Genomic DNA, 21,424 nt, shown 5'->3' on the forward strand with positions numbered 1-21,424 from the left:
GGCCCATCCTATGGCTGGCTCCTCCAACCGGCCCGCTGCAACCCGGGGAAACAGCGGGCCGTTATCGTAGCCGCCGCTAGCTGCGGGCGGCGGCGTCGCCGGAGCCCTGCGGACCGCCGCGCCCGCCGGGACCGCCGAAGCCCTCCTCGGTGCCGGTAACTGCGAAGTTCGCATCGAGCAACACGGTGGCGTGGGTGCCGTCCGCCTTGCTGATGTGGGCTTCGTAGGTAGCGCCGTCGGCGTCGGTTTCCATCCGCTCTATGGTGGCGCCGGGCTGGGCGGCCTTGACGGCGGCCTCGACCTTGGCCGCGGTATCGCCGGTCAGGATTTCCTCGGTCTTCCCGTTCGCCTGGTGCTGGCCCCGGGCTTCGCCGCTGTTACCGCCGCCGCTGCCACCGGCGTCACCGTAGCCGCCCTGTGCGTACGTCGACGTCGAGGATGCCGTGCTGCTGTCCGCCATGGCGGGGAGGGCTGCCGCGCCGATTGCCCCGCCTCCGACGGCGGCGGCAAGGACTATCCCTGCCGTCGTCTTGTTGATCTTGGCCATTGTGAATCTCCTATTCTCCGGGCCCGGCGAAAGACCGGGCGGGCCGCTGGTGCGGCCTGGGAAAATAGTCCGATTCGGGTGTGTGATGCGGCTTCACCGCCGCTGTGCTGTGCCTGTGAACCTCGTGCCTGTGAAAGGTGCCGGCCGCAGGCTGGCCGGGACTCCCGCTGCGGCTTCCGCGCGGTCCAGCGCCTGGCCGAGGCGGTCTACGGCATGCGGATACCCGGAGTCCCAGGCAGTTTTCAGCGTCTCCGCCTCCCGCAGGGCCTTCACAAAATCAGCGGTCTCAGGCCGTGCGACGTCCGCGAGGTCCGGATAGCTGATGGCGAGTGCGGGGTCCAGCTCGTAGCGCGCCCAGCGCCCCAGGATCTCTTCATGCACGACGGCCGCCGCCCGGCACAGCGGGCCGTCCACCCGCCGGCGCCGCCGGGTTTCGTACCAGGTGAGCACCGCAGGACTGCTGCGGTAGGCGGCAATGGCGCTCACCCCTGCCACGGCGGCCAGGGCAAGGCCCGCAGGCGGCGAGGCAACCGCTGGGATGAGCAGGGCCGGGGCTATCACCACCGCGCCGCCGAAAAGGTCCCAGAACAGCAGGTCTGGACTGTCGCCGTCGGACGCCTTCAAGTGGTGGCGCACGACGATAACCGTGCAGGCGACGGCGGCCGCCAGGACTGCGCTCCAGAGGACCAGTTGCAGCAGCCCCAACGGGGCGGCTTCGGAAACTGCGGGCACCACTGCACCTCCCAAGGACGGGCGCTGCCCGGCAATTCGGGCCGCACTTAAATTGCAGCCCCTATCGCGGCGCAGGTCAACGGGCGGTTTGCAGCGGCGGCCGTGCGGCGTAGCGTAGGCGCCATGCGACTCAAAATGTGCAGCATCCACGTCCAGGACCCTGCCGCGGCACACTCCTTTTACACGGAGACCCTCGGCTTCGACACGCTCATGGCCATGCCCGAGCACAACCTCTTCATCGTCAAGGACCCCGGGGCGGCTTCCGGTGCTGGCCTGCTGCTGGAGCCCAGCGACAACCCAATCGCCTCCGCGTACAGCAAGGGACTGTACGACGCCGGGATCCCCGCCATCGTCTTTGGCGCACCGGACGTCAAAGCCGAGTATGAGCGCCTGTCCGCCGCCGGAGTCCGGTTCCGGGGCGAGCCTGCCGAGGACCCCTTCGGGATCACCGCAGTGTTCGACGACGGCTGCGGCAACTACATCCAGCTGCACCAGGACTAGCACTGAATGGACGCCGCTGACGCCCTCAACGAGATCGCCTTCTGGCTCGAGCGCTCCGCCGCGCCGACGTTCAAGGTCCAGGCCTTCCGGAAGGCGGCCGGCGTCATCAGCGGACTGACGCCGGACGAGGTGGCGGAGCGCGCCCGTGACGGCAGGCTCAAACGGACGAAAGGGATCGGCGAAACCACCTTCGCTGTCATCCGGCAGGCTGTGGACGGCGGTGTGCCCGACTATCTGGAAAAGCTGCGGCAGGGCGGCGCCAAGCCACTGGCCGCCGGGGGAGACGGGCTCCGCGCGCAGCTCCGCGGCGACCTGCACAGCCACAGTGACTGGTCCGACGGCGGTTCCCCGCCGGAGCTGATGGCCGCCGCCGCCCGGCACCTGGGCCGCGACTACCTCGCCCTGACGGACCACTCGCCGAACCTGAAGATCGCGAACGGGCTGACTGCCGAGCGGCTCACCAAGCAGCTGGACGTGGTGGCCGGGCTGAACGGCGACGCCGACGGCGGGTTCCGGCTCCTGTCCGGCATCGAAGTGGACATCCTGGAAAACGGCGAGCTGGACCAGACGCCTGAGATGCTGGACCGGCTGGACGTGGTGGTGGCCAGCGTGCACTCCAAGCTCCGCTCAGACCGGCGCACCATGACGGAGCGGATGCTCGGCGGCATCTCCGATCCCCACACCAACGTGCTTGGCCACTGCACCGGCCGCTTGCTGCAGGGGTCACGCGGAACCCGTCCCGAGTCCGAATTCGATGCCGAGCGGATCTTTGCGGCCTGCGCGGAAGCCAATGTCGCCGTCGAAATCAACTCCCGGCCGGAACGGCAGGACCCGCCGGACAACCTGATGCAGCTGGCGCTCGAGGCCGGCTGCCTTTTCAGCATCGACAGCGACGCCCACGCACCGGGACAGCTCGACTTCCTGCAGTACGGCGCCGAGCGTGCCGAACGCAATGGGGTTCCGGCTGAACGCATCATCACAACGTGGCTGCTGGACCGGCTGCTGGAGTGGTTGAACAGCAGGAACTAGCGGCAGTCACTGGAAGGTTGCGCTCGCTCAAGAATTAGTAAGCATAATGACTATCTGCTGGCGGAGTGGTACACCTTAACTGTTCCGCCGAGGAACCGGCGGACCCGTCTCCCGTTGCGAGGTGCACCATGACCGCTATGAATCCGGCGAACCATCTGGACGAACTGGGCCACCGGACCCTCCGAAAAGTGCGCGGCCGCCTCATGCCGCTCATTGTGCTGCTTTACTTCGTTGCCTATCTCGACCGGAACAACGTCGGCTTCGCCAAGCTGACCATGAGCGAGGACATCGGCCTGAGCGCCGCGGCCTATGGCCTCGGTGCAGGCATGTTCTTCATCGGCTACGCGCTGCTGGAGATCCCCAGCAACGCCGGCATGTACAGGTTCGGCGCCCGGAAGTGGATAGCCCGCATCCTGATCTCGTGGGGCATCTTCGCCACGGCCATGGCGCTGGTGAACGGGGAGACCACCTTCTACATCATCCGCTTCCTGCTCGGCGCGGCCGAGGCCGGCTTCTTCCCGGCCATCCTCTTCTTCCTGACCCTTTGGTTCCCCGCCCAGCAGCGAGTGCTGGTGCTGGGCATCTTCATCCTCGCCCAGCCAGTCTCGAATGCGCTCGGCGCCCCGGTGTCCGGCCTTCTGCTGCAGATGGAAGGCGTCGCGGGCCTGCACGGCTGGCAGTGGCTGTACATCATTGAGGGCATCCCGGCCATCCTCCTCGGCCTCCTGACCCCGGTCCTCATGACTGACCGGCCAAGCCATGCCCACTGGCTCGCCGCGGACGAGCGGGAATGGCTCACCCGGACCATGGACGCGGAACTCGCCCACAAGCAAAAGGGCCAGCCGCACCACTTCCTCGCCGGCCTGAAGGATTCCCGGACCATCGCCTACTCGGCGCTGTACTTCGGCCTGGTCTGCGGCATCTACGGCCTGGGCCTGTGGATGCCTACAATCGTGGCCGCGCTCGGCAAGTTCACCACCACGGAGGTGGGCTTCATCGTCGCCATCCCGTACACCATCGCCGCCGTGTTCGTCTACTACTGGGGCCGCCGGTCCGACCGCACCGGAAACCGCGTCATGCACGCCAGCATCAGCATGGTGATGGCCGCCGTCGGCCTGGTGGCTGCCGGCAGCCTGGTGCAGGTCAACGCCATCCTGGCCCTGATCGCACTGACCCTCGCGGCCATGGGCATCTACTCCGCCATCGCCCCGTTCCTGGCGATGCCGTCCACCGCACTGGTGGGAGCGGCCGCCGCGGCCGGCCTCGCGATGGTGAACTCACTCGGCAACCTCGGCGGCTTCGTGGCGCCGTACATCGTGGGCGTGCTCAATGATGCCACCGGCGACAACCGTTCCGGCCTGCTGTTCCTGGCCGCCTGCCTCGCTGTTACCGCCGTCGCCACCTTCCTGTACGCCCGCAAACGTCCCGAAGGGCACGTGAAGCCGGGCACCCACGCTGCTGTCGGTGAAGAAGCAGTCGCTGCCGACGAGTTCGACGACACCAAGTACTGACACTGCAGCAAACGACGAGGGGATCACTGACATGACGCACCACGACACGTTCCCGGCCGAACGCACCGCGGTGCTGACCGGGGCAGCCTCCGCGCGGGGCATTGGCCGGGCGACGGCGGAAATGCTCGCCAGCCAGGGCTGGTCCGTGGCCGTCCTCGACATCGACGGCGACGCTGCGCGGCGCGCGGCGGAGGACATCTCCTCGGTGTACGGCGTGGCGGCCAGGGGCGTGGGCGCCGACGTCTCCGACCAGGCCACCGTGAACGCCGCCATCGACGAGGTGGAGGCCAACATGCCGCCCATTGTGGGGCTGGCGAACCTGGCAGGCATCAGCTCGCCCACCGAGTTCATGGACGAGACGCTCGAGGCCTGGGAGCGGGTGTTCCGGGTCAACATGACCGGCACGTTCCTGGTCACGCAGCGCGTGCTCCGCGGCATGATCGAGCGCAGGCTCGGCCGGGTGGTCAGCGTCTCCTCCATCTCCGCGCAGCGCGGTGGCGGCACGTATTCCAAGGTGGCCTACAGTGCATCGAAGGCAGCCATCATCGGCTTCACCCGTGCGCTGGCACGGGAGATGGGCCAGTACAACATCACCGTCAACTGCATCGCCCCGGGGCCGGTGGACACCGACATTATGGGCGGCACCCTGACCGACGAACGCAAGGCGGACATGTCCAGGGACATCCTCATGGGCCGGGTGGGCACGGTCCGAGACATCGCCGCCCTCATGGCGTTCCTGATGGGGGAGGACGCCGGCTACATCACCGCCGCGACGTACGATATCAACGGCGGCCTGCAGATTTCCTAGAGCTCAGGCTGCCGCGGGGCTGGGCGACATCTCGGCCGCCTGGCGCAGCGCCTCGATCATGCTGCGCACGTCCACGATGCCCTTGCCCGCGATGTCGAAGGCGGTGCCGTGGTCCACTGACGTGCGGATGACGGGCAGGCCCACCGTGATGTTGACGCCGGCCTCGATGCCGAGGACCTTGATCGGTCCGTGGCCCTGGTCGTGGTACATCGCCACGATGAGGTCGTAGTCGCCGCGGCCGGCCAGGAAGAACGCCGTGTCCGCCGGGAGCGGGCCGCGGGCATCGATGCCGTCGGCCTGGAGCTTCTCGATGGCCGGGGTGATCTTCTCCGCCTCCTCGCCGTAGCCGAAGAGCCCGTTTTCGCCGGCATGCGGGTTGATGGCGCAGACGCCGATCTTCGGGGCGGCGATGCCGGCGCGCTGCATGGCGCCGTGGCCGCGGCGCACCGTCCGCTCCACCAGGCCGGGCTCGATCTTGTTGATGGCGTCGATCAGGCCGATGTGCGTGGTGACGTGGATGACCTTGACCTTGGGCGTGGACAGCATCATGGACACTTCCTCGACACCCATGAAGTGCGCGAGCAGTTCGGTGTGGCCCGGGTAGATGTGTCCAGCCTTGTGCAGCGCGGCCTTGTTCAGGGGCGCGGTGCAGATGCCCTGGACCTGTCCGGCCATGCCCAGCTCGCACGCGATCCGGATGTAGTGGTAGGCGGCGTTGCCGGCCTCGGCGGACTCATGGCCCCACGGCAGGTCGGCCGAAAGCAGCTTCGGGTCGATCACGTTGATCCGGCCGGCTTCGAAGACGGCGTCGCCTACCTTCTCCACCTCGACGATGTTGGCTTCCACGCCCAGCGCACTGGCACCCAGCTGCAGCCGGTGGACGTCGCCGATGACCACCGGGCGGCAGTCGCGGTAGGCGTTCTGGTCGAGAAGGGCGCCCACGGTCACCTCGGGTCCCACGCCGGCGCCGTCGCCCATGGTCACGGCGATGAAGGGCCGGGTGTCCTGTTCGGTTGCGTTCACTGCTGATGTCATTGGAGCTCCAGGTGTGTGGGAGGGATGGGAAGTGCTGTTGGAAGACCGAAGGTCCTTGATGGCGGAGTAGAGCTGGACGAGGGCGTCGCTGTCGCCGAAGCTGCCGGGCTTGGTGCCCACCAGCCGCCCGTCGTCGCAAAGACTGACCACGGCGCCGTGCTGTACGGACGCCAGCGGGGTCAGCGAACGGACGCCGAGGGCGTCGAGCACCTCGCGGGCCGTTTCGCCGCCGGTGAGGATGAGGTCCGAGTCCGCCGTCGGAGCTGCTGGCGCGGAACCAGTTGCCGCGCCAGTTGCCGCGCCAGTTGCCGCGCCGGCGGTTAGCCGGGCGAGGTTCCGCACGATCGTGCCGGACTCGTCGGGATTGACGACGGCGGCGCTGACGGTCAGCACTGCCGGTTCGCCTGCCGCCAGGAGCTGCTGGGCTTCCGCGAGCCGGGAGCGGAAATCCCCAGGTTGCTGCAGCTCATCGGGAGCGATCCGGAGGACGGTGAAGCCGCCGGCTTCCAGGTTCCGCAGCTGCGCCGCGGCCTTCGCCGAGGCGGAGCCGACGGCGGCCAGCACAGTCCGGGGTCCGTCCGCGGCCGGCATTCTGCGCGGCGCCTGCTTTTGCGCGTTCCGGGCAGAACTACAGCGCAGTTTCGCCGCCAGCAGCAGGGCCATGCCGCCGGTTCCGGCCAGTACGATGCGGCGTCCGCCGGCCCTGAAGCCCAGGTCCAGCAGCGCGTCCGCCACGGCCTCCAGATCGGCCGGAGTCTCGCCGTCGACGATCACGGTGGCCGGAGTGGCACGGGAAAGGCGATCGGACAGGAAGCCGCCCAGGCCGCCGGACCGCACCGTGGACAGCTCCGCAAGCTGCACCGCGGGGCCAGGGCCCAGCAGCCCCGCGAGTTCCGCGGGCGGGGCGGCTGGTTCTGCCCGCCACAGGTCCGTGCCGTCCAGCCGAATGCCGTCGGCAAAGGGCCGGCCGCCCACGACTGTCCGGTTCAGCTGGGGAAGTGCGCCGGCCACCACAACGTGGTGGCCCAGGGCCGACAGCGCCGCGATTTCCGGGCCCACATTGCCCCGCCACAGGGAATCGATTTTCTTGAACAGGACGCCTGCGCCGTCTGCGGCAGCGCTGCTGAATACGGCAGCCGAAGCCGCGGCGGCGATGTCCGGGGCCGCGGCCCGGGAGTGGGTGTCGACCACCAGAGCATCCGGGCGGCTGCCGGTGCCCGTGTCTTCTGTGTTTGCGCCCTCGGCAACAGTGCCCGCGTCCGCGGAGGACAGGAGGAGGCGGGTGTCCAGCCCCTGGGCTGCAAAGCATTGCCCCACTTCTGCTGCGCCGGAAAAGTCATCGGCCTGGATGAGTACTGCAGCCATGGAGTCCTCCCTTCTTCTGGTTGTCGGTAGCACCATGATGGCACGACTGCGCGGATTGCGCTAGAGCGGTTGCGCATTTCGCGCAGAGGTGGCAGAGTGATGCATGTAACACGGCGCAGGCCATCCGGCCCCCAGCCGTCCCATTCAACCGAGAGGTCAACGATGACCGTTCTTCCTCAAGGAAGTGAGATCTCACGGCGCCGCCTCCTGCAGTTCGGCGCAGCCGCCGGATTTCTCCTGGGCACAGGCTCCCTGGCCGGGTGTGCCGGCCCCACGGGCCTGCCGGGACCCAGCACCCTGACACTGGCCCTCAACAGGTCCCTCGTCAGCCTGGACAACAAGCTCAACCAGTTCGACGCCGCCGTCACCGTCCAGCGCGCCGTGCGGCAGGGACTGACAGCCATCGGCCCCGAAACCAAGCCGATCCTCGTCCTGGCGGACCGCTTTGAGATGACCTCGCCCACCGCGTGGACGGTGCGGCTGCGCGAAGGCGTCCGCTACTCGGACGGCACCCCGGTGGCCATCGAGGACATCGCCACGGCGCTGAAGATGTACCAGCAGGTGCAGGGTTCCTTCGTCGCCGGGTTCTTCCCCGAGTTTCCCACGGTGGTTCCGGTGGATGACCGGACGTTCCGGATGGAGTCCAAGAACCCCATCCCCATCCTCGATTCCCTCATGAGCATGATCCTGATCAGCCCGGCGGCCAAGAACAAGCCGGAGGAGCTGCAGGAAGGGGTGGGCACCGGCCCCTACGTGGTGACCAAGTTCAACCGTGGCGCCGGCACGTACAGCCTCAAGCGCAACGAGAACTACTGGGGCCCTGCCCCCAAGGTGGACAACGTCGAGGTCCGCTTCCTGCCCGAGGAATCCAGCCGCGTCATCGCACTGCGCAGCGGCGAGGTGGACGTCATCGACTCCATCACGCCTGACTCGCGCGAACAGCTGGCCGGACTTCCCGGCGTCGTCCTTGCGGAGGCGTCAAGCCTCCGGCTGAACCAGATCTTCTACAACTTCCGCAAGCCCTCGAGCCACCCGCTGTCCGATGTCCGCGTCCGCGAGGCACTCAGCTGGGCGGTCGACGGCGAGGCCCTGGTCAAGGACGTCCTGGTCGATTCGGTCAGCGAGGCCGAAGGCGTGGTTCCGTCCAGCCTCACCGGCTTCTCCAAGACCGGCAACTACACCTACGACCCGGAGAAGGCTAAGGCCACGCTGAAGAGCCTCGGCGTCACGGACCTGAACCTCAAGATCATCTGGGAAACCGGCGAGTTCGCCTCCGACACCTCCGTAATGGAGGCCCTCGTGGAGATGTTCGGCAACATCGGTGTGAAGACCCAGCTGCAGCAGTTCGAGCCCGGCGGCAACATCCTGGCCTGGCGCCAGGGCAAGCAGGGCGACTGGGACCTGCTGGGCAACGGCTTCAGCAGCCCCACCGGCCTCGCCATCACCATGATGCAGGGCATGTACGCCGGAACCGCGGAAAAGGAAAAAACCCGCGACACCTACCAGGGCTACGTGGTCCCGGAGGTGCAGGCCAAGATCCAGGCCGCCTCCTCCGAGGTGGACCCGGTGCGCCGCGAGCAGCTGCTCGCCACCGCGCAGAAGGCCATCTGGGACACCTGGCCCTGCGCCTGGGCGTTCGTTCCCAAGTCGGTGCTGGCCCACCAGAAGCGCGTGGCAGGCCTGTCGCTGGCCCCCACCAACTCCTACCCCCTTGTTGACGTCCGGCTGGAGGCCTGAGTCATGACCAAGTACATCCTCAAGCGGCTGGGCCAAGGCCTGCTGACCGTGTTCCTGACGGTCTCCACGGTCTTCATCCTGATCCGCCTGGCCCCCGGTGATCCGGCCGTGTCCTACGCCGGACCGCTGGCCACCACTGAACAGCTGGCCAAGGTCCGCGAACAGTTCGGCCTGGACCGTCCCCTGCTGGAGCAGTACTGGATCTTCCTGCAGCAGCTGTTCACCGGCAACCTCGGCACCTCCTACTCCTTCCAGGCGCCGGCCATGCAGGTGGTGGCGGAGCGGATGCCGTACACGCTGACCCTCGCCACCGCGTCCATCCTCCTCACCGCCGTGGTGGCCATCCCGCTGGGCGTCTGGATGGCCCGCCGCCCGGACACCAACCGGGAACTCGGCGTCAACGTCCTCACCATCGCCGGGCAGTCGATGCCGGACTTCTGGACCGGCATCATGCTCCTCACAGGCTTCGCCGTCCTGATCCCGCTGTTCCCCGCCTCCGGCTTCGCCACGTGGGGCGGGCTGGTCCTCCCCACCGTCACCATCGCCACCCTGCAGATCGCGCTGATCTCCCGGATGGTGCGGCGGGAGATGACGTCCAACTTCGCCGCCCCCTACCTGACCGTGGCGCGGTCCAGGGGAGTGGGCAGCCCCGCGCTCACCTGGCGCTATGCCATGGGCAACTCCGCCATCCCGGTCTTCACCGCCCTCGGCACCCGCTTCGCCGCCATGCTCAACGGCGTGGTGGTGGTGGAAGTGGTGTTCGCGTGGCCCGGCGTCGGCTCCCTCATTGTCCGTGCCCTTGAAACCCGCGACTACCCACTCATCCAGGCAACCGTCCTCCTGACGGCACTGCTGGCCGTAGCCGTCCAGCTGGTCATCGACCTCGCCTACCCGCTTCTTGATCCCCGCGTTCGTCTTGGAAAGGCGGCAGCAGCATGAGCCTCAGCGACACCGCAACGCCGGCGGCCTCCGCCGCACAACCGCCCCGGACACCCTCGGCCAGCGCCGTCACGAAGGAGCTCGTCGCGAAGGCCGGCGCCACCCGCCGCCGCAACGCCGCCAAGTGGAAGCTGCGCATCGGCGCCGTCTGCACGCTGATCGTCATCATCCCCATCCTGCTGGCCCAGGTCCTTCCCCTTCCTGACGCCAACCACCAGGACTTGTCCGCCCGCCGCCTGGCGCCCCTGGTGGACGGCCACCTGTTCGGCACCGACCAGCTGGGCCGCGACCTGCTCTCCCGCGTCCTGCACGGAGGCCAGGTGTCCCTGACCATCGGCATCCTGGCCGTGGTGGTCTCCGGCGCCATCGGCATCATTCTCGGTGCAGCCGCCGGCTACTTCGGTGGCTGGGTGGACACCGTGGTCTCGCGGGTCCTTGAGGCCCAGATGTCCCTGCCGCTCCTCATGATGCTGCTCCTGGTGGTGGCGCTCTTCGGCCCGTCCATCCCGGTGATCACGTTCGTCATCGCGATTGCGCAATGGCCGGAAGTGGCCAGGCTGACCCGGTCCATGGTGCTCGTGGAACGCGAAAAACCCTACGTCTCCGCGGCGCGCATCCTGGGCCTGCACCGCATCCAGATCCTCATCCAGCACATCATCCCGAACGTCATCAAGCAGGCAACCCTCGTGGTGCTGCTGCTCCTGGCCCAGGCCGTCCTGCTCGAGAGCGCCCTCAGCTTCCTCGGCGCCGGCCCCCAGCGGCCGTTCGCCACCTGGGGACGCATCATCTCCGACGGCCAGGACTACATCACCACCTCCTGGTGGATGGTTACCCTGCCCGGTCTGGTGATCGTGCTGATGGTGGTGGGCGTGAACCTGCTGGGCGACGGCCTCCGGGACCGTCCCCGCCGCAAGAAGAAGGGTGCCTGACATGAACGCACAACCCGGCCCTGGCCGAACCAACACAGGTCGCACTGAGTCCGGCCACACCGCCGAGCCGGCCCTGCTCGAGGTCCGCGACTTCCAGGTGGAGCTGATCACCGACGCCGGCATCATCAGGGCTGTTGATTCGGTGAACTTCAGCATCCACCGCGGTGAAACGGTCACCATCATCGGTGAGTCCGGTTCGGGCAAGTCGACGACGGCGATGGGCGTCCTCCGGCTGCTCCCGGACGATCTGGCGGTACTTTCCGGCACCGTGCTCATCGACGGCGTGGACGTGGTGACCGTACCCAAGGCCATCGATAAGGTCCGCGGCCGGACAGTCGCGCTCATCCCGCAGGACCCCATGACCGCGCTCAGCCCTGTCCACTCGATCGGCAGCCAGCTCTTCGAGGCCATCCGGATTGCCGGCGCCGCCTCCAAAGAGAAGGACGCCGTCCGGGCCCGCGCCATCCGGCTTTTGGAACAGGTCCATATTCCGACGCCGGAAGTGCAGCTGAAGAAGTACCCGCACCAGCTCTCCGGCGGCATGCTCCAGCGCGTGCTCATCGCGATCGCGCTGGCCAGTGAGCCGCAGCTACTGGTGGCGGACGAACCCACCTCGGCGCTGGACGTCACGGTGCAGGCCGGCATTCTGGACCTCCTGCTGGAACTCCAGGAGCAACGCGGCATCGGCATCCTGATGATCACGCACGACCTCGGCGTGGCCCGGCTGATTTCGGACCGCATTCACGTGATGAAGGACGGGTCCTTCGTGGAGTCCGGGGACGTCCAGCAGGTCGTGGAGCAGCCGGCCACCGAGTACACCCGCAACCTGCTGGCCGCCGTACCGGTCCTGGGACCCTGGGACGAAACCCCCGCCGGCAGCACCTCAGAGTCCCCATCCAAGACCGCCGCGGCCGGCGACGCCGCCCTGACCAGCACCGGAGTCCAGAATGACTAAGCCGTTCCTCTCCGTCGAGAACCTCGTGGTGGACTACCACGTCCCCGGCGGCACGTTCCGCGCCGTGGATGACGTCTCCTTCTCGGTGGACAAGGGCAAGACGATCGCCGTCGTCGGTGAATCCGGCTGCGGAAAGTCCACGATCGCCAAGGCGCTGATGCGCCTGGTGACGCCGGCCAGCGGCCGGATCGAACTGGACGGCACGGACCTGGCCGCACTCAGCGAAGCCAAGCTGCGGCCGCTGCGTTCCAAGTTCCAGATGGTCTTCCAGGACCCGTACGGCTCCCTGGACCCGCACCTCACCGCCCAGGAAATCGTGGCCGAACCACTGAAGCTACAGGGCGTCCGGTCCAAGGCCGAGCGGCACAAGGAAGCTGCGAAGCTGATCGACCAGGTGGGCCTGCCGGCCAAGTCCCTCGACCGCCACCCGGCCGAGTTCTCCGGAGGCCAGCGGCAGCGCATCGGCATTGCCCGGGCTCTTGCGTCCAAGCCGGAACTGCTGGTCTGCGACGAAGCCACGAGCGCGCTGGACGTGTCCGTCCAGGCCCAGGTGCTGAGGCTGCTGAAGTCCATCCAGGACGAAACCGGCATCACCTACGTGTTCATCTCGCACAACCTTGGCGTGGTGCAGGAGATCAGCGATAGCGTCATGGTCATGCAGCGCGGCAAGCTCGTGGAGTCAGGCAGCACTGCATCCGTGCTGACCGCACCCAAGGAGGACTACACCCGCAAGCTCCGCCGGGCGGCGCTGGACCCGTCCACCATGCGCGGCCTCAAGCCGCGGCACGTGGTCCGGTCGCTGGCGCTGAAAGGCTGACCCGCTCCACTGATCCGGCCGTTTACCCGCCCCGCACCACCCGACCCGTTACTGCAACCACGGAGAATCAACGCATGAGCAAGCAGCCAGAAGGCACCCCGGTGGAAGGACTGAAGCTTCCCATCTCACGGCTGGTCCTGGGCACCATGACGTTCGGCGACACCGCCGATGAGGCCACCGCCGGACGCATGGTGGAGGAGGCGCTCGACGCCGGCATCACCACCATCGACACCGCCAACGCGTACGTGGGCGGCGTGACGGAGGAAATGCTCGGCCGCCTCCTCAAGGGCCGCCGCGATGAGGTCATCCTCGCCTCCAAGGCCGGCATGCCGCACGCGGACCACGGCCAGCACACGCCGTTGTCCCCGCTAGGGCTGCGCAACAGCGTCGAGGGCAGCCTCCGGCGGCTCGGCGTGGACAGCATCGACCTGTTCTACCTCCACCAGCCGGACCGTGCGACGCCACTGCAGGACACCCTGCGCACCGTGGCGGAACTGGCGGAAGAAGGGAAGATCGGTGCGCTCGGCGTCTCCAACTTCGCGGCCTGGCAGATTGCCGACGTGATCCACGTTTCCCGCGAGGTGGGTGCACCCACCCCTGTGGTGGCGCAGCAGCTCTACAACCTGGTGGCCCGGCGGGTGGAAGAGGAATACCTCGAGTTCGCGGCCACCCACAACGTGCACACCATGGTCTACAACCCGCTGGGCGGCGGCCTGCTCACCGGCAAGCACAGCTTTGAGGCCAAGCCCTCGGAAGGCCGCTTCGGTGATTCCAAGCTGGCTGCCATGTACACCCAGCGCTACTGGGACAAGCAGCTGTTCGTCTACGTCACTGCCCTTGCCGCCATCGCTGACGCGGCAGGCATCACTCTCGCCGAGCTGTCACTGCGCTGGCTCGCCTACCGGAAGGGCGTCGGCTCCATGCTGCTGGGCGGCTCCAAGGTGGAGCAGCTGCGCGCCAACATCGCCGCCGTGGCCAAGGGGCCGCTGCCCGAAGACGTTGCCAGCTCCTGCGACGCCATTGGCTCCGGACTCCGCGGACCCATGCCGGCATATAACCGCTGACGCATATACAACTGCTATCCGTCACCACCCACGAACTGAAAGTAGAAGATCCAGATGACATCGGACCTGGCCATTGAATTCGCCCGCAAGATCCGCGCCCGTGAGCAGGCCGTCGGCTACTGGGCCGTGATGGACGCGCCCGTGGCAACGGAACGCATCGGCCGGCTCGGCTACGACTACGTTGCCCTGGACGCCCAGCACGGGCTGCTCGGCTACTCGGGCGTGCTGAACGGCCTCATGGCCATCGACGCCGGGCACACCGCCGTCGGCATGGTGCGCGTGGAGGCCAACGACTTCACCGCGATCGGCAAGGCGCTCGACGCCGGCGCCGTCGGCGTCATCGTCCCCCTCGTGAACAACGCCGCGGACGCAGCCGCTGCCGTCGCCGCAGCGAAGTACCCGCCCATGGGCGGCCGTTCCTACGGGCCGATGCGCTCGGCGCTGCGCATCGGCCCGGTCCCGGCTGACTCCAACGCCGCCACCATGGTCTTCGCCATGATCGAGACGCCCGAGGGGCTGGCCAACGTGAAGGAGATCTGCGCGACGCCAGGCCTGGACGGCATCTACGTAGGCCCCTCGGACCTGGCCATCGCCGTCGGCGGCGCCTTCCCGGGCGACCCGGCCATCGAGGCCGAGTTCAACGCGGCGCTGGAAACCGTCGCCGAAGCGGCCGCCTCGGCCGGCATCGCCGCCGGTATCCACACCGCGGCCGGGGACATCGCCGCCGAGCGGCTGCGGCAGGGCTACACGTTTACCACCGTCGCCTCGGACCTGACCCACCTGGAGCTGGCTGCCAAGGCGCACCTGGCTGCCGCCAGGTCGGAGGGCTGAGGCATGCAGACCACCAACACCGGCTACAGCACCATCACGCCCGACGGCGCCGTGAAGCGCGCGGACGGCGCGGACTTCGCGTACCTGCCGGCGCCCACCGTCCAGAGCCACGCCGCCAACCTCCTGACCCTGCCCGACGGCCGGCTCGGCTGCGTGTGGTTCGGCGGCACCCAGGAGGGCGTGCCGGACATCTCCATCTGGTTCTCCACCCTGGAGCCGGGCAGCAGCCAATGGTCACCGGCTGAACAGCTGTCGGAGGACTCCACCTGCTCCGAGCAGAACCCGATCCTGTTCACCGCGCCTGGCTCTGGCGGCCAGAACGGCGTTCTCTGGCTCCTGTACACCGCGCAGAGGGCGGGCAACCAGGACACGGCGGAGGTCCGCCGTCGTACTTCCACGGACAGCGGCCGCACCTGGGGGCCGGTGGAAACGCTGTTTCCGGCCAACGAAACGGGCGGCGTGTTCGTCCGCCAGCTGCCGGTGCAGCTGCCGTCCGGCCGCCTGATCATCCCGATCTTCCGCTGCGTTACTACGCCGGGGGAGAAGTGGGTGGGCAACAGCGACGACAGTGCCGTGATGATTTCCGACGACGGCGGAGCCACCTGGCGCGAGCACATCCTGCCGGGAAGCCTGGGGTGCGTCCACATGAACATCCAGCCTGTGGCCGACGGTTCGCTGCTGGCGCTGTTCCGCAGCCGCTGGGCCGACTCGATCTACGAATCCCGCTCCACCGACGACGGCACCACCTGGAGCGAGCCTGTCCCCACCGAGCTGCCCAACAACAACTCCTCCATCCAGTTCGCCGCGCTCGCCGACGGCCGCCTGGCGCTGGTCTACAACCACAGCCGCGCGGAGGAGAACACCGAGCGGCGGCTCTCGCTCTACGACGAGATTGACGACGACGGCCTGGCCGCCGAACAGGGCCAGCTGGTGGAGCCTTCCCCGTCTGTCGCCGTCGGAACGGACGACGGCGAACGGCGCGCCTTCTGGGGGACCCCGCGCTCGCCCATGACGCTGGCCATCTCCGAGGACTCGGGGCGCAGCTGGCCCATCCGGCGGAACCTCGACGTGGGGGACGGCTACTGCCTCTCCAACAATTCGCGGGACGGCCTGAACCGGGAGTATTCCTACCCGTCCATCCATCAGGGCCCGGACGGTGCGCTGAACATCGCTTACACCTACTTCCGGCAGGCCATCAAGTACGTCCGCGTGGACCCGCAGTGGGCGTATGAGGGCAGCACCACTCCCGGAGGCGGCGCGCAGTGACCGCGACCCGCCACGCGATTGTCACGGGCTGCAGCTCCGGCATCGGCAAGGCGATCGCCGAACGGCTGCTGGCGGACGGCTGGACCGTCACGGGGCTGAGCCGCAGCGAGACCTCGCTGGGGCACGGGTTCCGGTGGCTGCACGCGGACCTGTCCAACCCTTCGTCGCTTGCGGAAACGGCGGCGGGAATCGACCCGGCGGACGCGCTGGTCCACGCCGCCGGATACCAGCGCACCGCGCTGTTGGGTGAGCTGGACCCGGGCGCGCTGGCCGGCATGTTCGCCGTCCACGTTGGGGCCGCCAGCGCGCTGGCCAACGAGGTGGTCCCGCGGATGCCCGACGGCGGCCGGGTGCTGCTGATCGGCAGCCGGACCTCCACGGGCGCGGCGGGCAAGAGCCAGTACGCGGCCACGAAGGCGGCACTGATGGGCATGGGCCGGACGTGGGCGCAGGAGCTTGCACCGCGCGGCATCACGGTGAACGTGCTCTCGCCGGGGCCTACAGACACGCCCATGCTTGCCGACCCTGGCCGGGCGGCCACACCGCCGAAGCTGCCGGCGCTCGGCCGGCTGGTGGATCCCGAGGACGTCGCGGCGCTCGCCGGCTTCCTGCTGGGGCCGCATGGAAAGTCCATCACCGGACAGAACTACGTGATCTGCGGCGGAGCCTCGCTGTGAGGCGGTGATCAAAGGTTGTCAGATCCCGGCGGTTGAGCTTGTGGAAACCCCGGGCCCTACGATGGTGTGAGCAAAGGAGAGCCGAAGATGACCACCGCCAAAGCCAGGCGCGAAGAGATCTACCACCTTGCCGTCACCACGGGGCTGGCTTCTGTGGAGGAACTGTCACGGCATTTCCAGGTCACCGCCTCCACCATCCGGCGGGACCTCGCTCAGCTGAATGAGCAGGGGAAGCTGGCACGGACCTACGGTGGGGCGGTGGCGCTGGGCGCGCATCCCGAACCGTCCCTGCGGCAGCGGACCGGTGAGGCGTACGAGCAGAAGCATGCCATCGCAGCCTGGGCGGCTGCAGAGGTGAAGGACGGCGAGAACTTACTGCTCGACGGCGGCTCCACTGTAGGTGCGCTGGCGCACGCACTGCGCGGCCGGGAGAACCTGTCCGTTACGACGCCGGGCATCAATACGCTGCAGGAGCTCGCTGATTCGCCGGGCATCCAGGTGGACTGCCTTGGCGGCCGGTTGCGCGGCGTGAGTCAGACGTTCGTGGGTCCCCTCGCCGAGGCTGCCCTGGAGCGCATGAGCTTTGACCGGGTGTTCCTCGGCGCGGACGCCGTCACCGCCGACGACGGGCTCTGCGAGGCGGACCACGCGCAGACCAGGCTCAAGGAGCTCATGGCCCGGCGCGGCGACTCGGTTTACGTCCTGGCCGACTCCGGCAAGCTCGGAAAGCGCCCGTTCCACGCCTGGGCAAAGCTCGCCCTGCCGTGGACCCTGGTGACGGACTCCGGCGCAGATCCTGCCCAGGTGGCGCTGTTCACGGAGGCCGGCGTGCAGGTGCAGCTGGTACCGGTCCAGGCGGGGGAGCAGGCGTCGGCTTGAGGGAACACCGGCACGCCTGAATTTGTTATTAACAGTGACCCAAAATGAGCACTGCACATACCGCCTTGATAGTCCCGCCCCGCTTGGGCGAACCCCTCCGGGTCGTACCCGTGGAAGGGCCGGACAGCCTGAAAGACCTGCTCGGGGGCGACTTCGAGTCCGTCGCCCGGGGCGACTGGCACCTTTATCTCAACGCCGAGGGAACCTCGGCCAACCTGCCGGTGAACCTCCGCGCCGACCAACTGATGCACGACTGCGGCCTTGATCTGGCAGGCGCCGCCCGCGGCCCGGCGGTCATAGTCGGCCGTGACGCCAAGGGTAAGGACACAAGCATCCCGGAGCACCTGCTGCGCCTCGCAGCGGAACTCTTCGGAACGCCGCACGCAGCCTGAGGGAGCGGCAGTCCGATTTTTCGCTTCCGCGGAACAACTGGGCCTTTTGGCGTTTAGCATGGGGGAATGACTGAAGCGCGCGAAGATTCGGCAGTTCGGCAGTTGCAGGACATCCTCATTGGGGCCGAAAGCGTTGACGGCTTCCTTGACGGGGTGGCCCAGTTTGCCGCATCCACGCTCACTGGTCTTGCAGGCACCGGCATTGAGTGTGCCGTGACCTTGAAGCGGCACCGGCACACCGCCACTGTTGCAGGCAGCAGTGCCCGGGCCGTAGAGCTGGACCAGATTGAGCAGCAAGTCGGTGACGGACCCTGCATCCGGGCATTATTCACCATGGCCCCGGAATTGCTTAATGATGTCAACGCGGATGACCGCTGGCCTGAATACCAGAAGCAGCTCGCTGAGCACGGCGTGTACTCAACGATCGGCGTGCCCCTGGACATCGGGGAGGGTGCCAGCGCGGCGCTGAACTTCTTCGGTCCCGCGCCGGGCCTTTTCACCCCCGAGCTCTTTGACCGGGCGGTCGAGTTTGGGGACCTGGCCCGCCGCACGCTGCACCTGTCGGTCCGGATCGGGGCCGCGCAGTCCCGCGCGCAGAATCTTGAGGCGGCCATGCAGAGCCGGACCGCGATCGATGTCGCCTGCGGCGTCATCATGGCGCAGAACAGGTGTTCGCAAAAGGAAGCGATGGACATTCTGGCCAAAGTCTCGAGCAACCGGAACCGGAAGTTGCGTGATGTGGCCGTGGAACTCCTGGGCAGGCTTTCGGGATCAGGTGTCGAGACGCATTTCGACTAGTACTTTTCAGCGCGCATCGCGGCGCTACTTGGCCCCTTTGCCGATCATCGACGCCGGGGGCTTGGGGAACGGCTTGGCCGGATACATACGTGCCACCTTGAGCATGTAGTTGGCCCATTGCGGCCCGGCGATCATGTAGCCGTCAATGCGGTCATAGTGCTTGCCGTTGATCGTGATGTTCCTGCCCGGCCGTTTCTGGCCGTCGAGCGCGTCCCCGAAGAAGGATGCGGTGGCCATGCCGCTGGTGTAGCCCAGTACCCAGGTGGCACCGTTGCTGTTGTTGGTGCCGGTCTTGGCCGCCACGGGGACCTTGCTCTGGACCTTCGGGTTGATGTAGACGCCTGAACCCTTCTTGAGCACGTCCTGCAGGACCGAGTTCACGCCGCGGGCAATCTGCGGCTCGACGGCGTCCCGGCATGCCGGCTGCTGGCTGGAGAGCGCCCGGCCGTTGAAGTCGGTGACGCGCTGGATGGCAATCGGCGCGCAGTAGCGGCCGTCGGCAGCGAAGGTGGCGAAGGCGGTGGCGATGCTGAGCGGTGACACGGCGGTGCCGCCGAGAATATTGCCCAGCTGGTGCATGTTGATCTCTGAGCCATCCAGCCCGCTTCGAAGGCCCACTGCCGCAACCATTTTATCGATGCCGCAGATGTCCAGCTGTGCCACCTCGGCAAACGTGGCCGTGTTGATGGAGTTGTACAGCCCGTAGTTCGCTGGCATTCTGCGGTAGTAGCCCGCTGAAGCGTTCTGCAGATCGTCGGCTGTTTCAAGGCCTGCGGCACGCTGCCTGCTGCTGTAGCCGCCCACCACCTTGGCGCACGAGTCCCGCCAGCCGAATCCCAGCGGGTACTCCCGCCGTGAGGCGTCCACTTCCTCGGTGATCTTCCGTCCCTGGTGCAGCCACTCTGCGAACGTGAACGGCTTCATGGTGGATCCTGGCTGGAACCCGCCCGCACCGTTAAGGTCATTGCCGTTGGCATCCTTGGCGTCCACGTTGAAGTTCAGCTGGGTATCGAACTTGCCGGGCTCCGGGAGGAATACCGTGTTCTGCGCCATCGCCAGAATTTTGCCGGTGCCCGGCTGGACTGTCAGCAAAGAAGCTCCCCACCTGCCCGGGTTGGCCCCGGCGGTGGAGTTCACCTGTGACTGGGCCGCCGTCTGCAGCCGGCTGTCCAGCGTGGTGGTGATGGTCAGCCCGCCCCTGAACAGCCTCTGCTCCCGGGCTTCCGTGTCTGCCCCGTAGGCCCGGTTGTTGAGGATCAGGTGGGATACGTAGTCGCAGAAATAGGGGGCGATGGCGGCTGCGGCGCAGCCTTGCTTCGAGCTGCGGATTTTCAGGCCCACGCCGGTGGCGGCGGCATCGTCATGCTGCTTCTTGGTGATCTTTTTTTGCGCCAGCATGGCGTCCAGGACCAGGTTGCGCCGCTTGAGCGAGTTCTCGGGGTTGCTCACTGGGTCGTAGAGGCTGGGGCTGTTGACGAGCCCTGCCAGCATTGCAGCCTGGGGGAGGCTGAGCTTGCTGGCCGGAACGCTGTAGAAATGCTGGGCGGCCGCCTCGATGCCGTACGCGCTGCGGTTGAAGAACACGATGTTGAGGTAGCCCTCGAGGATCTGGTCCTTGGTGAATTTTTTCTCCAGTTCGATGGCGAGCTTCATTTCCCGGACCTTGTCACCAAAGGTCTTCTCCCCGCTGAGGACCACCTCATCCTCGCGGCCGGAAGTAATTTTCGATTCGTTGGCTACGTTGGTGACGTACTGCTGGGTCAGCGTGGATGCTCCCTGCCGGTCCCCGCCGGAGACGTTGCTCACCAGAGCCCGCAGGACACCCATGGGGTCGACGCCGCTGTGCTCGTAGAAGCGGCTGTCCTCGATCGCCACCACGGCGTCCTTGATGTACGGCGACATCTGCTTCAGCGGAACCCGAACCCGGTTTTCCTCGTAGAACGAGGCAATCAGTTTGCCGTCGGACGTCAGGATTCTTGTGGTTTGCGCCGGGGGACGCACCGCAAGCTCGGAGGGGAGGCCGTTGTAGAAGTTCATCGAGCTGCTGACGGCCGCGCCGGCAGCAGCAATCTGGGGAACGAAGTAGGCGGCAACAAGGGCGCCACAGAGGCAGCTGAGGACCACGAACCCGAGCATCCTTGCCAGGGCCGTGTGAGATCCCGATACCGGGCTTTTGCGTACCATCACTGCGGTTCACACCCCAAAAAAGCGTGTCTACAGAATACGCTTCAAGTGACGACCGATCCAGAGCAGGACCCGGTTGGAAACGAACGGCCGGCCCGCGTTGAGCGGGCCGGCCGGCGTCGTACTTGGACTCTTTAGAGCGTTATCTGGCGTTACGTGTTTTGGACGTGGTCCTTGGCGTCCGTGGCGGTGGCTTTGACGTCGGAGGCGGCGGTTTGGCCTTCGTCCTTGACGTGCTGGGCGGCGTCGGTGGCGGTGGCTTTGACGTTTTCCATGGCGTTCTGGGCGGGTTCCTTCAGGCCCTGGGCCATGTCCTTGGCGGCCTCGGTCAGCTGGCTGGTCATGGGTTCGGCCGCGGTCTTCAGCGCGTCGGCGGCTTCGCGTTCCTTCTGGCTTGCCGGGATGAGGGAGGAGACGAGCAGCCCGGC

The 21,424-nt window shown here is 67.4% G+C and carries 20 protein-coding genes and 1 pseudogene; 16 read left to right on the forward strand and 5 right to left on the reverse strand.

Going from position 1 to position 21,424, the window contains the following annotated elements; all coding sequences use genetic code 11:
* Positions 1 to 76: 76 nt before the first annotated feature.
* Positions 77 to 547 (reverse strand): hypothetical protein, encoded by a 471-nt coding sequence (locus G9E11_RS13215; protein WP_190606426.1) that lies wholly within the window; start codon positions 545 to 547, stop codon positions 77 to 79.
* Between the two features lie 93 nt (positions 548 to 640).
* Entirely contained in the window at positions 641 to 1,279 is a 639-nt protein-coding gene (locus tag G9E11_RS13220; RefSeq protein WP_190606428.1) for a hypothetical protein, read from the reverse strand.
* A 123-nt stretch (positions 1,280 to 1,402) separates the two neighbouring features.
* On the opposite strand from G9E11_RS13220, the gene G9E11_RS13225 reads away from it, so the two are divergent.
* From G9E11_RS13225 to G9E11_RS13240, 4 genes are all read left to right on the forward strand, one after another.
* On the forward strand, positions 1,403 to 1,780 hold the full coding sequence (locus tag G9E11_RS13225) for a VOC family protein (protein ID WP_190606430.1): 378 nt from the start codon (positions 1,403 to 1,405) through the stop codon (positions 1,778 to 1,780).
* Between the two features lie 6 nt (positions 1,781 to 1,786).
* Positions 1,787 to 2,809 carry a PHP domain-containing protein gene (locus G9E11_RS13230; RefSeq protein WP_190606433.1) on the forward strand — a complete coding sequence of 341 codons (1,023 nt, stop codon included), beginning with the start codon at positions 1,787 to 1,789 and terminating at the stop codon, positions 2,807 to 2,809.
* A 128-nt stretch (positions 2,810 to 2,937) separates the two neighbouring features.
* Positions 2,938 to 4,320: an MFS transporter gene (locus G9E11_RS13235; RefSeq protein WP_190606435.1), complete on the forward strand. Its 1,383-nt coding sequence runs from the start codon at positions 2,938 to 2,940 to the stop codon at positions 4,318 to 4,320.
* A 31-nt stretch (positions 4,321 to 4,351) separates the two neighbouring features.
* The gene (locus tag G9E11_RS13240; protein WP_190606437.1) at positions 4,352 to 5,128 is read left to right on the forward strand and encodes an SDR family NAD(P)-dependent oxidoreductase; all 777 of its coding nucleotides are present in this window, start codon (positions 4,352 to 4,354) and stop codon (positions 5,126 to 5,128) included.
* Between the two features lie 3 nt (positions 5,129 to 5,131).
* Here the strand turns inward: G9E11_RS13240 and pdxA are convergent, their stop codons facing one another.
* The gene (gene pdxA, locus G9E11_RS13245; protein ID WP_190606439.1) at positions 5,132 to 7,528 is read right to left on the reverse strand and encodes a 4-hydroxythreonine-4-phosphate dehydrogenase PdxA; all 2,397 of its coding nucleotides are present in this window, start codon (positions 7,526 to 7,528) and stop codon (positions 5,132 to 5,134) included.
* 162 nt (positions 7,529 to 7,690) lie between these two features.
* Between pdxA and G9E11_RS13250 the strand changes: the two genes are divergently transcribed.
* The 12 genes from G9E11_RS13250 to G9E11_RS13305 all read left to right on the forward strand — a co-directional run bounded on the left by G9E11_RS13250 (position 7,691) and on the right by G9E11_RS13305 (position 18,812).
* Positions 7,691 to 9,265 (forward strand): ABC transporter substrate-binding protein, encoded by a 1,575-nt coding sequence (locus G9E11_RS13250; protein WP_190606441.1) that lies wholly within the window; start codon positions 7,691 to 7,693, stop codon positions 9,263 to 9,265.
* A gap of 3 nt (positions 9,266 to 9,268) precedes the next feature.
* Positions 9,269 to 10,204, forward strand: coding sequence for an ABC transporter permease (locus G9E11_RS13255; protein ID WP_190606443.1), 936 nt, complete (start codon positions 9,269 to 9,271; stop codon positions 10,202 to 10,204).
* Positions 10,201 to 11,133, forward strand: a complete 933-nt coding sequence (locus tag G9E11_RS13260; protein WP_111904644.1) for an ABC transporter permease — start codon at positions 10,201 to 10,203, stop codon at positions 11,131 to 11,133. Before G9E11_RS13255 ends, G9E11_RS13260 begins: the two co-directional genes overlap by 4 nt.
* Before the next feature lies 1 nt (position 11,134).
* Positions 11,135 to 12,088 carry an ABC transporter ATP-binding protein gene (locus G9E11_RS13265; protein WP_246468928.1) on the forward strand — a complete coding sequence of 318 codons (954 nt, stop codon included), beginning with the start codon at positions 11,135 to 11,137 and terminating at the stop codon, positions 12,086 to 12,088.
* Entirely contained in the window at positions 12,081 to 12,905 is an 825-nt protein-coding gene (locus G9E11_RS13270; RefSeq protein ID WP_190606445.1) for an ATP-binding cassette domain-containing protein, read from the forward strand. Before G9E11_RS13265 ends, G9E11_RS13270 begins: the two co-directional genes overlap by 8 nt.
* 74 nt (positions 12,906 to 12,979) lie before the next feature.
* Entirely contained in the window at positions 12,980 to 13,969 is a 990-nt protein-coding gene (locus tag G9E11_RS13275; protein ID WP_190606447.1) for an aldo/keto reductase, read from the forward strand.
* A 54-nt stretch (positions 13,970 to 14,023) separates the two neighbouring features.
* Positions 14,024 to 14,800 (forward strand): HpcH/HpaI aldolase family protein, encoded by a 777-nt coding sequence (locus tag G9E11_RS13280; RefSeq protein WP_190606449.1) that lies wholly within the window; start codon positions 14,024 to 14,026, stop codon positions 14,798 to 14,800.
* Between the two features lie 3 nt (positions 14,801 to 14,803).
* Positions 14,804 to 16,066, forward strand: a complete 1,263-nt coding sequence (locus G9E11_RS13285) for a sialidase family protein (protein WP_190606451.1) — start codon at positions 14,804 to 14,806, stop codon at positions 16,064 to 16,066.
* Complete coding sequence (locus G9E11_RS13290) at positions 16,063 to 16,743, forward strand: SDR family NAD(P)-dependent oxidoreductase (protein ID WP_190606453.1); 681 nt, start codon at positions 16,063 to 16,065, stop codon at positions 16,741 to 16,743. The genes G9E11_RS13285 and G9E11_RS13290 overlap by 4 nt, the downstream gene beginning before the upstream one ends.
* Before the next feature lie 87 nt (positions 16,744 to 16,830).
* Entirely contained in the window at positions 16,831 to 17,622 is a 792-nt protein-coding gene (locus G9E11_RS13295) for a DeoR/GlpR family DNA-binding transcription regulator (protein WP_190606455.1), read from the forward strand.
* Positions 17,623 to 17,666: 44 nt separating this feature from the next.
* Entirely contained in the window at positions 17,667 to 18,014 is a 348-nt protein-coding gene (locus G9E11_RS13300; RefSeq protein WP_190606457.1) for a DUF3846 domain-containing protein, read from the forward strand.
* A gap of 66 nt (positions 18,015 to 18,080) precedes the next feature.
* On the forward strand, positions 18,081 to 18,812 hold the full coding sequence (locus G9E11_RS13305) for a GAF and ANTAR domain-containing protein (RefSeq protein ID WP_190606459.1): 732 nt from the start codon (positions 18,081 to 18,083) through the stop codon (positions 18,810 to 18,812).
* Positions 18,813 to 18,836: 24 nt separating this feature from the next.
* Here the strand turns inward: G9E11_RS13305 and G9E11_RS13310 are convergent, their stop codons facing one another.
* Entirely contained in the window at positions 18,837 to 20,996 is a 2,160-nt protein-coding gene (locus G9E11_RS13310; RefSeq protein ID WP_190606461.1) for a transglycosylase domain-containing protein, read from the reverse strand.
* A 152-nt stretch (positions 20,997 to 21,148) separates the two neighbouring features.
* Positions 21,149 to 21,424 (reverse strand): annotated as a pseudogene (locus G9E11_RS21145) (DUF3618 domain-containing protein); the annotation flags it as partial.

Source organism: Arthrobacter ipis (assembly GCF_014694315.1).
Lineage (GTDB): Bacteria > Actinomycetota > Actinomycetes > Actinomycetales > Micrococcaceae > Arthrobacter > Arthrobacter ipis.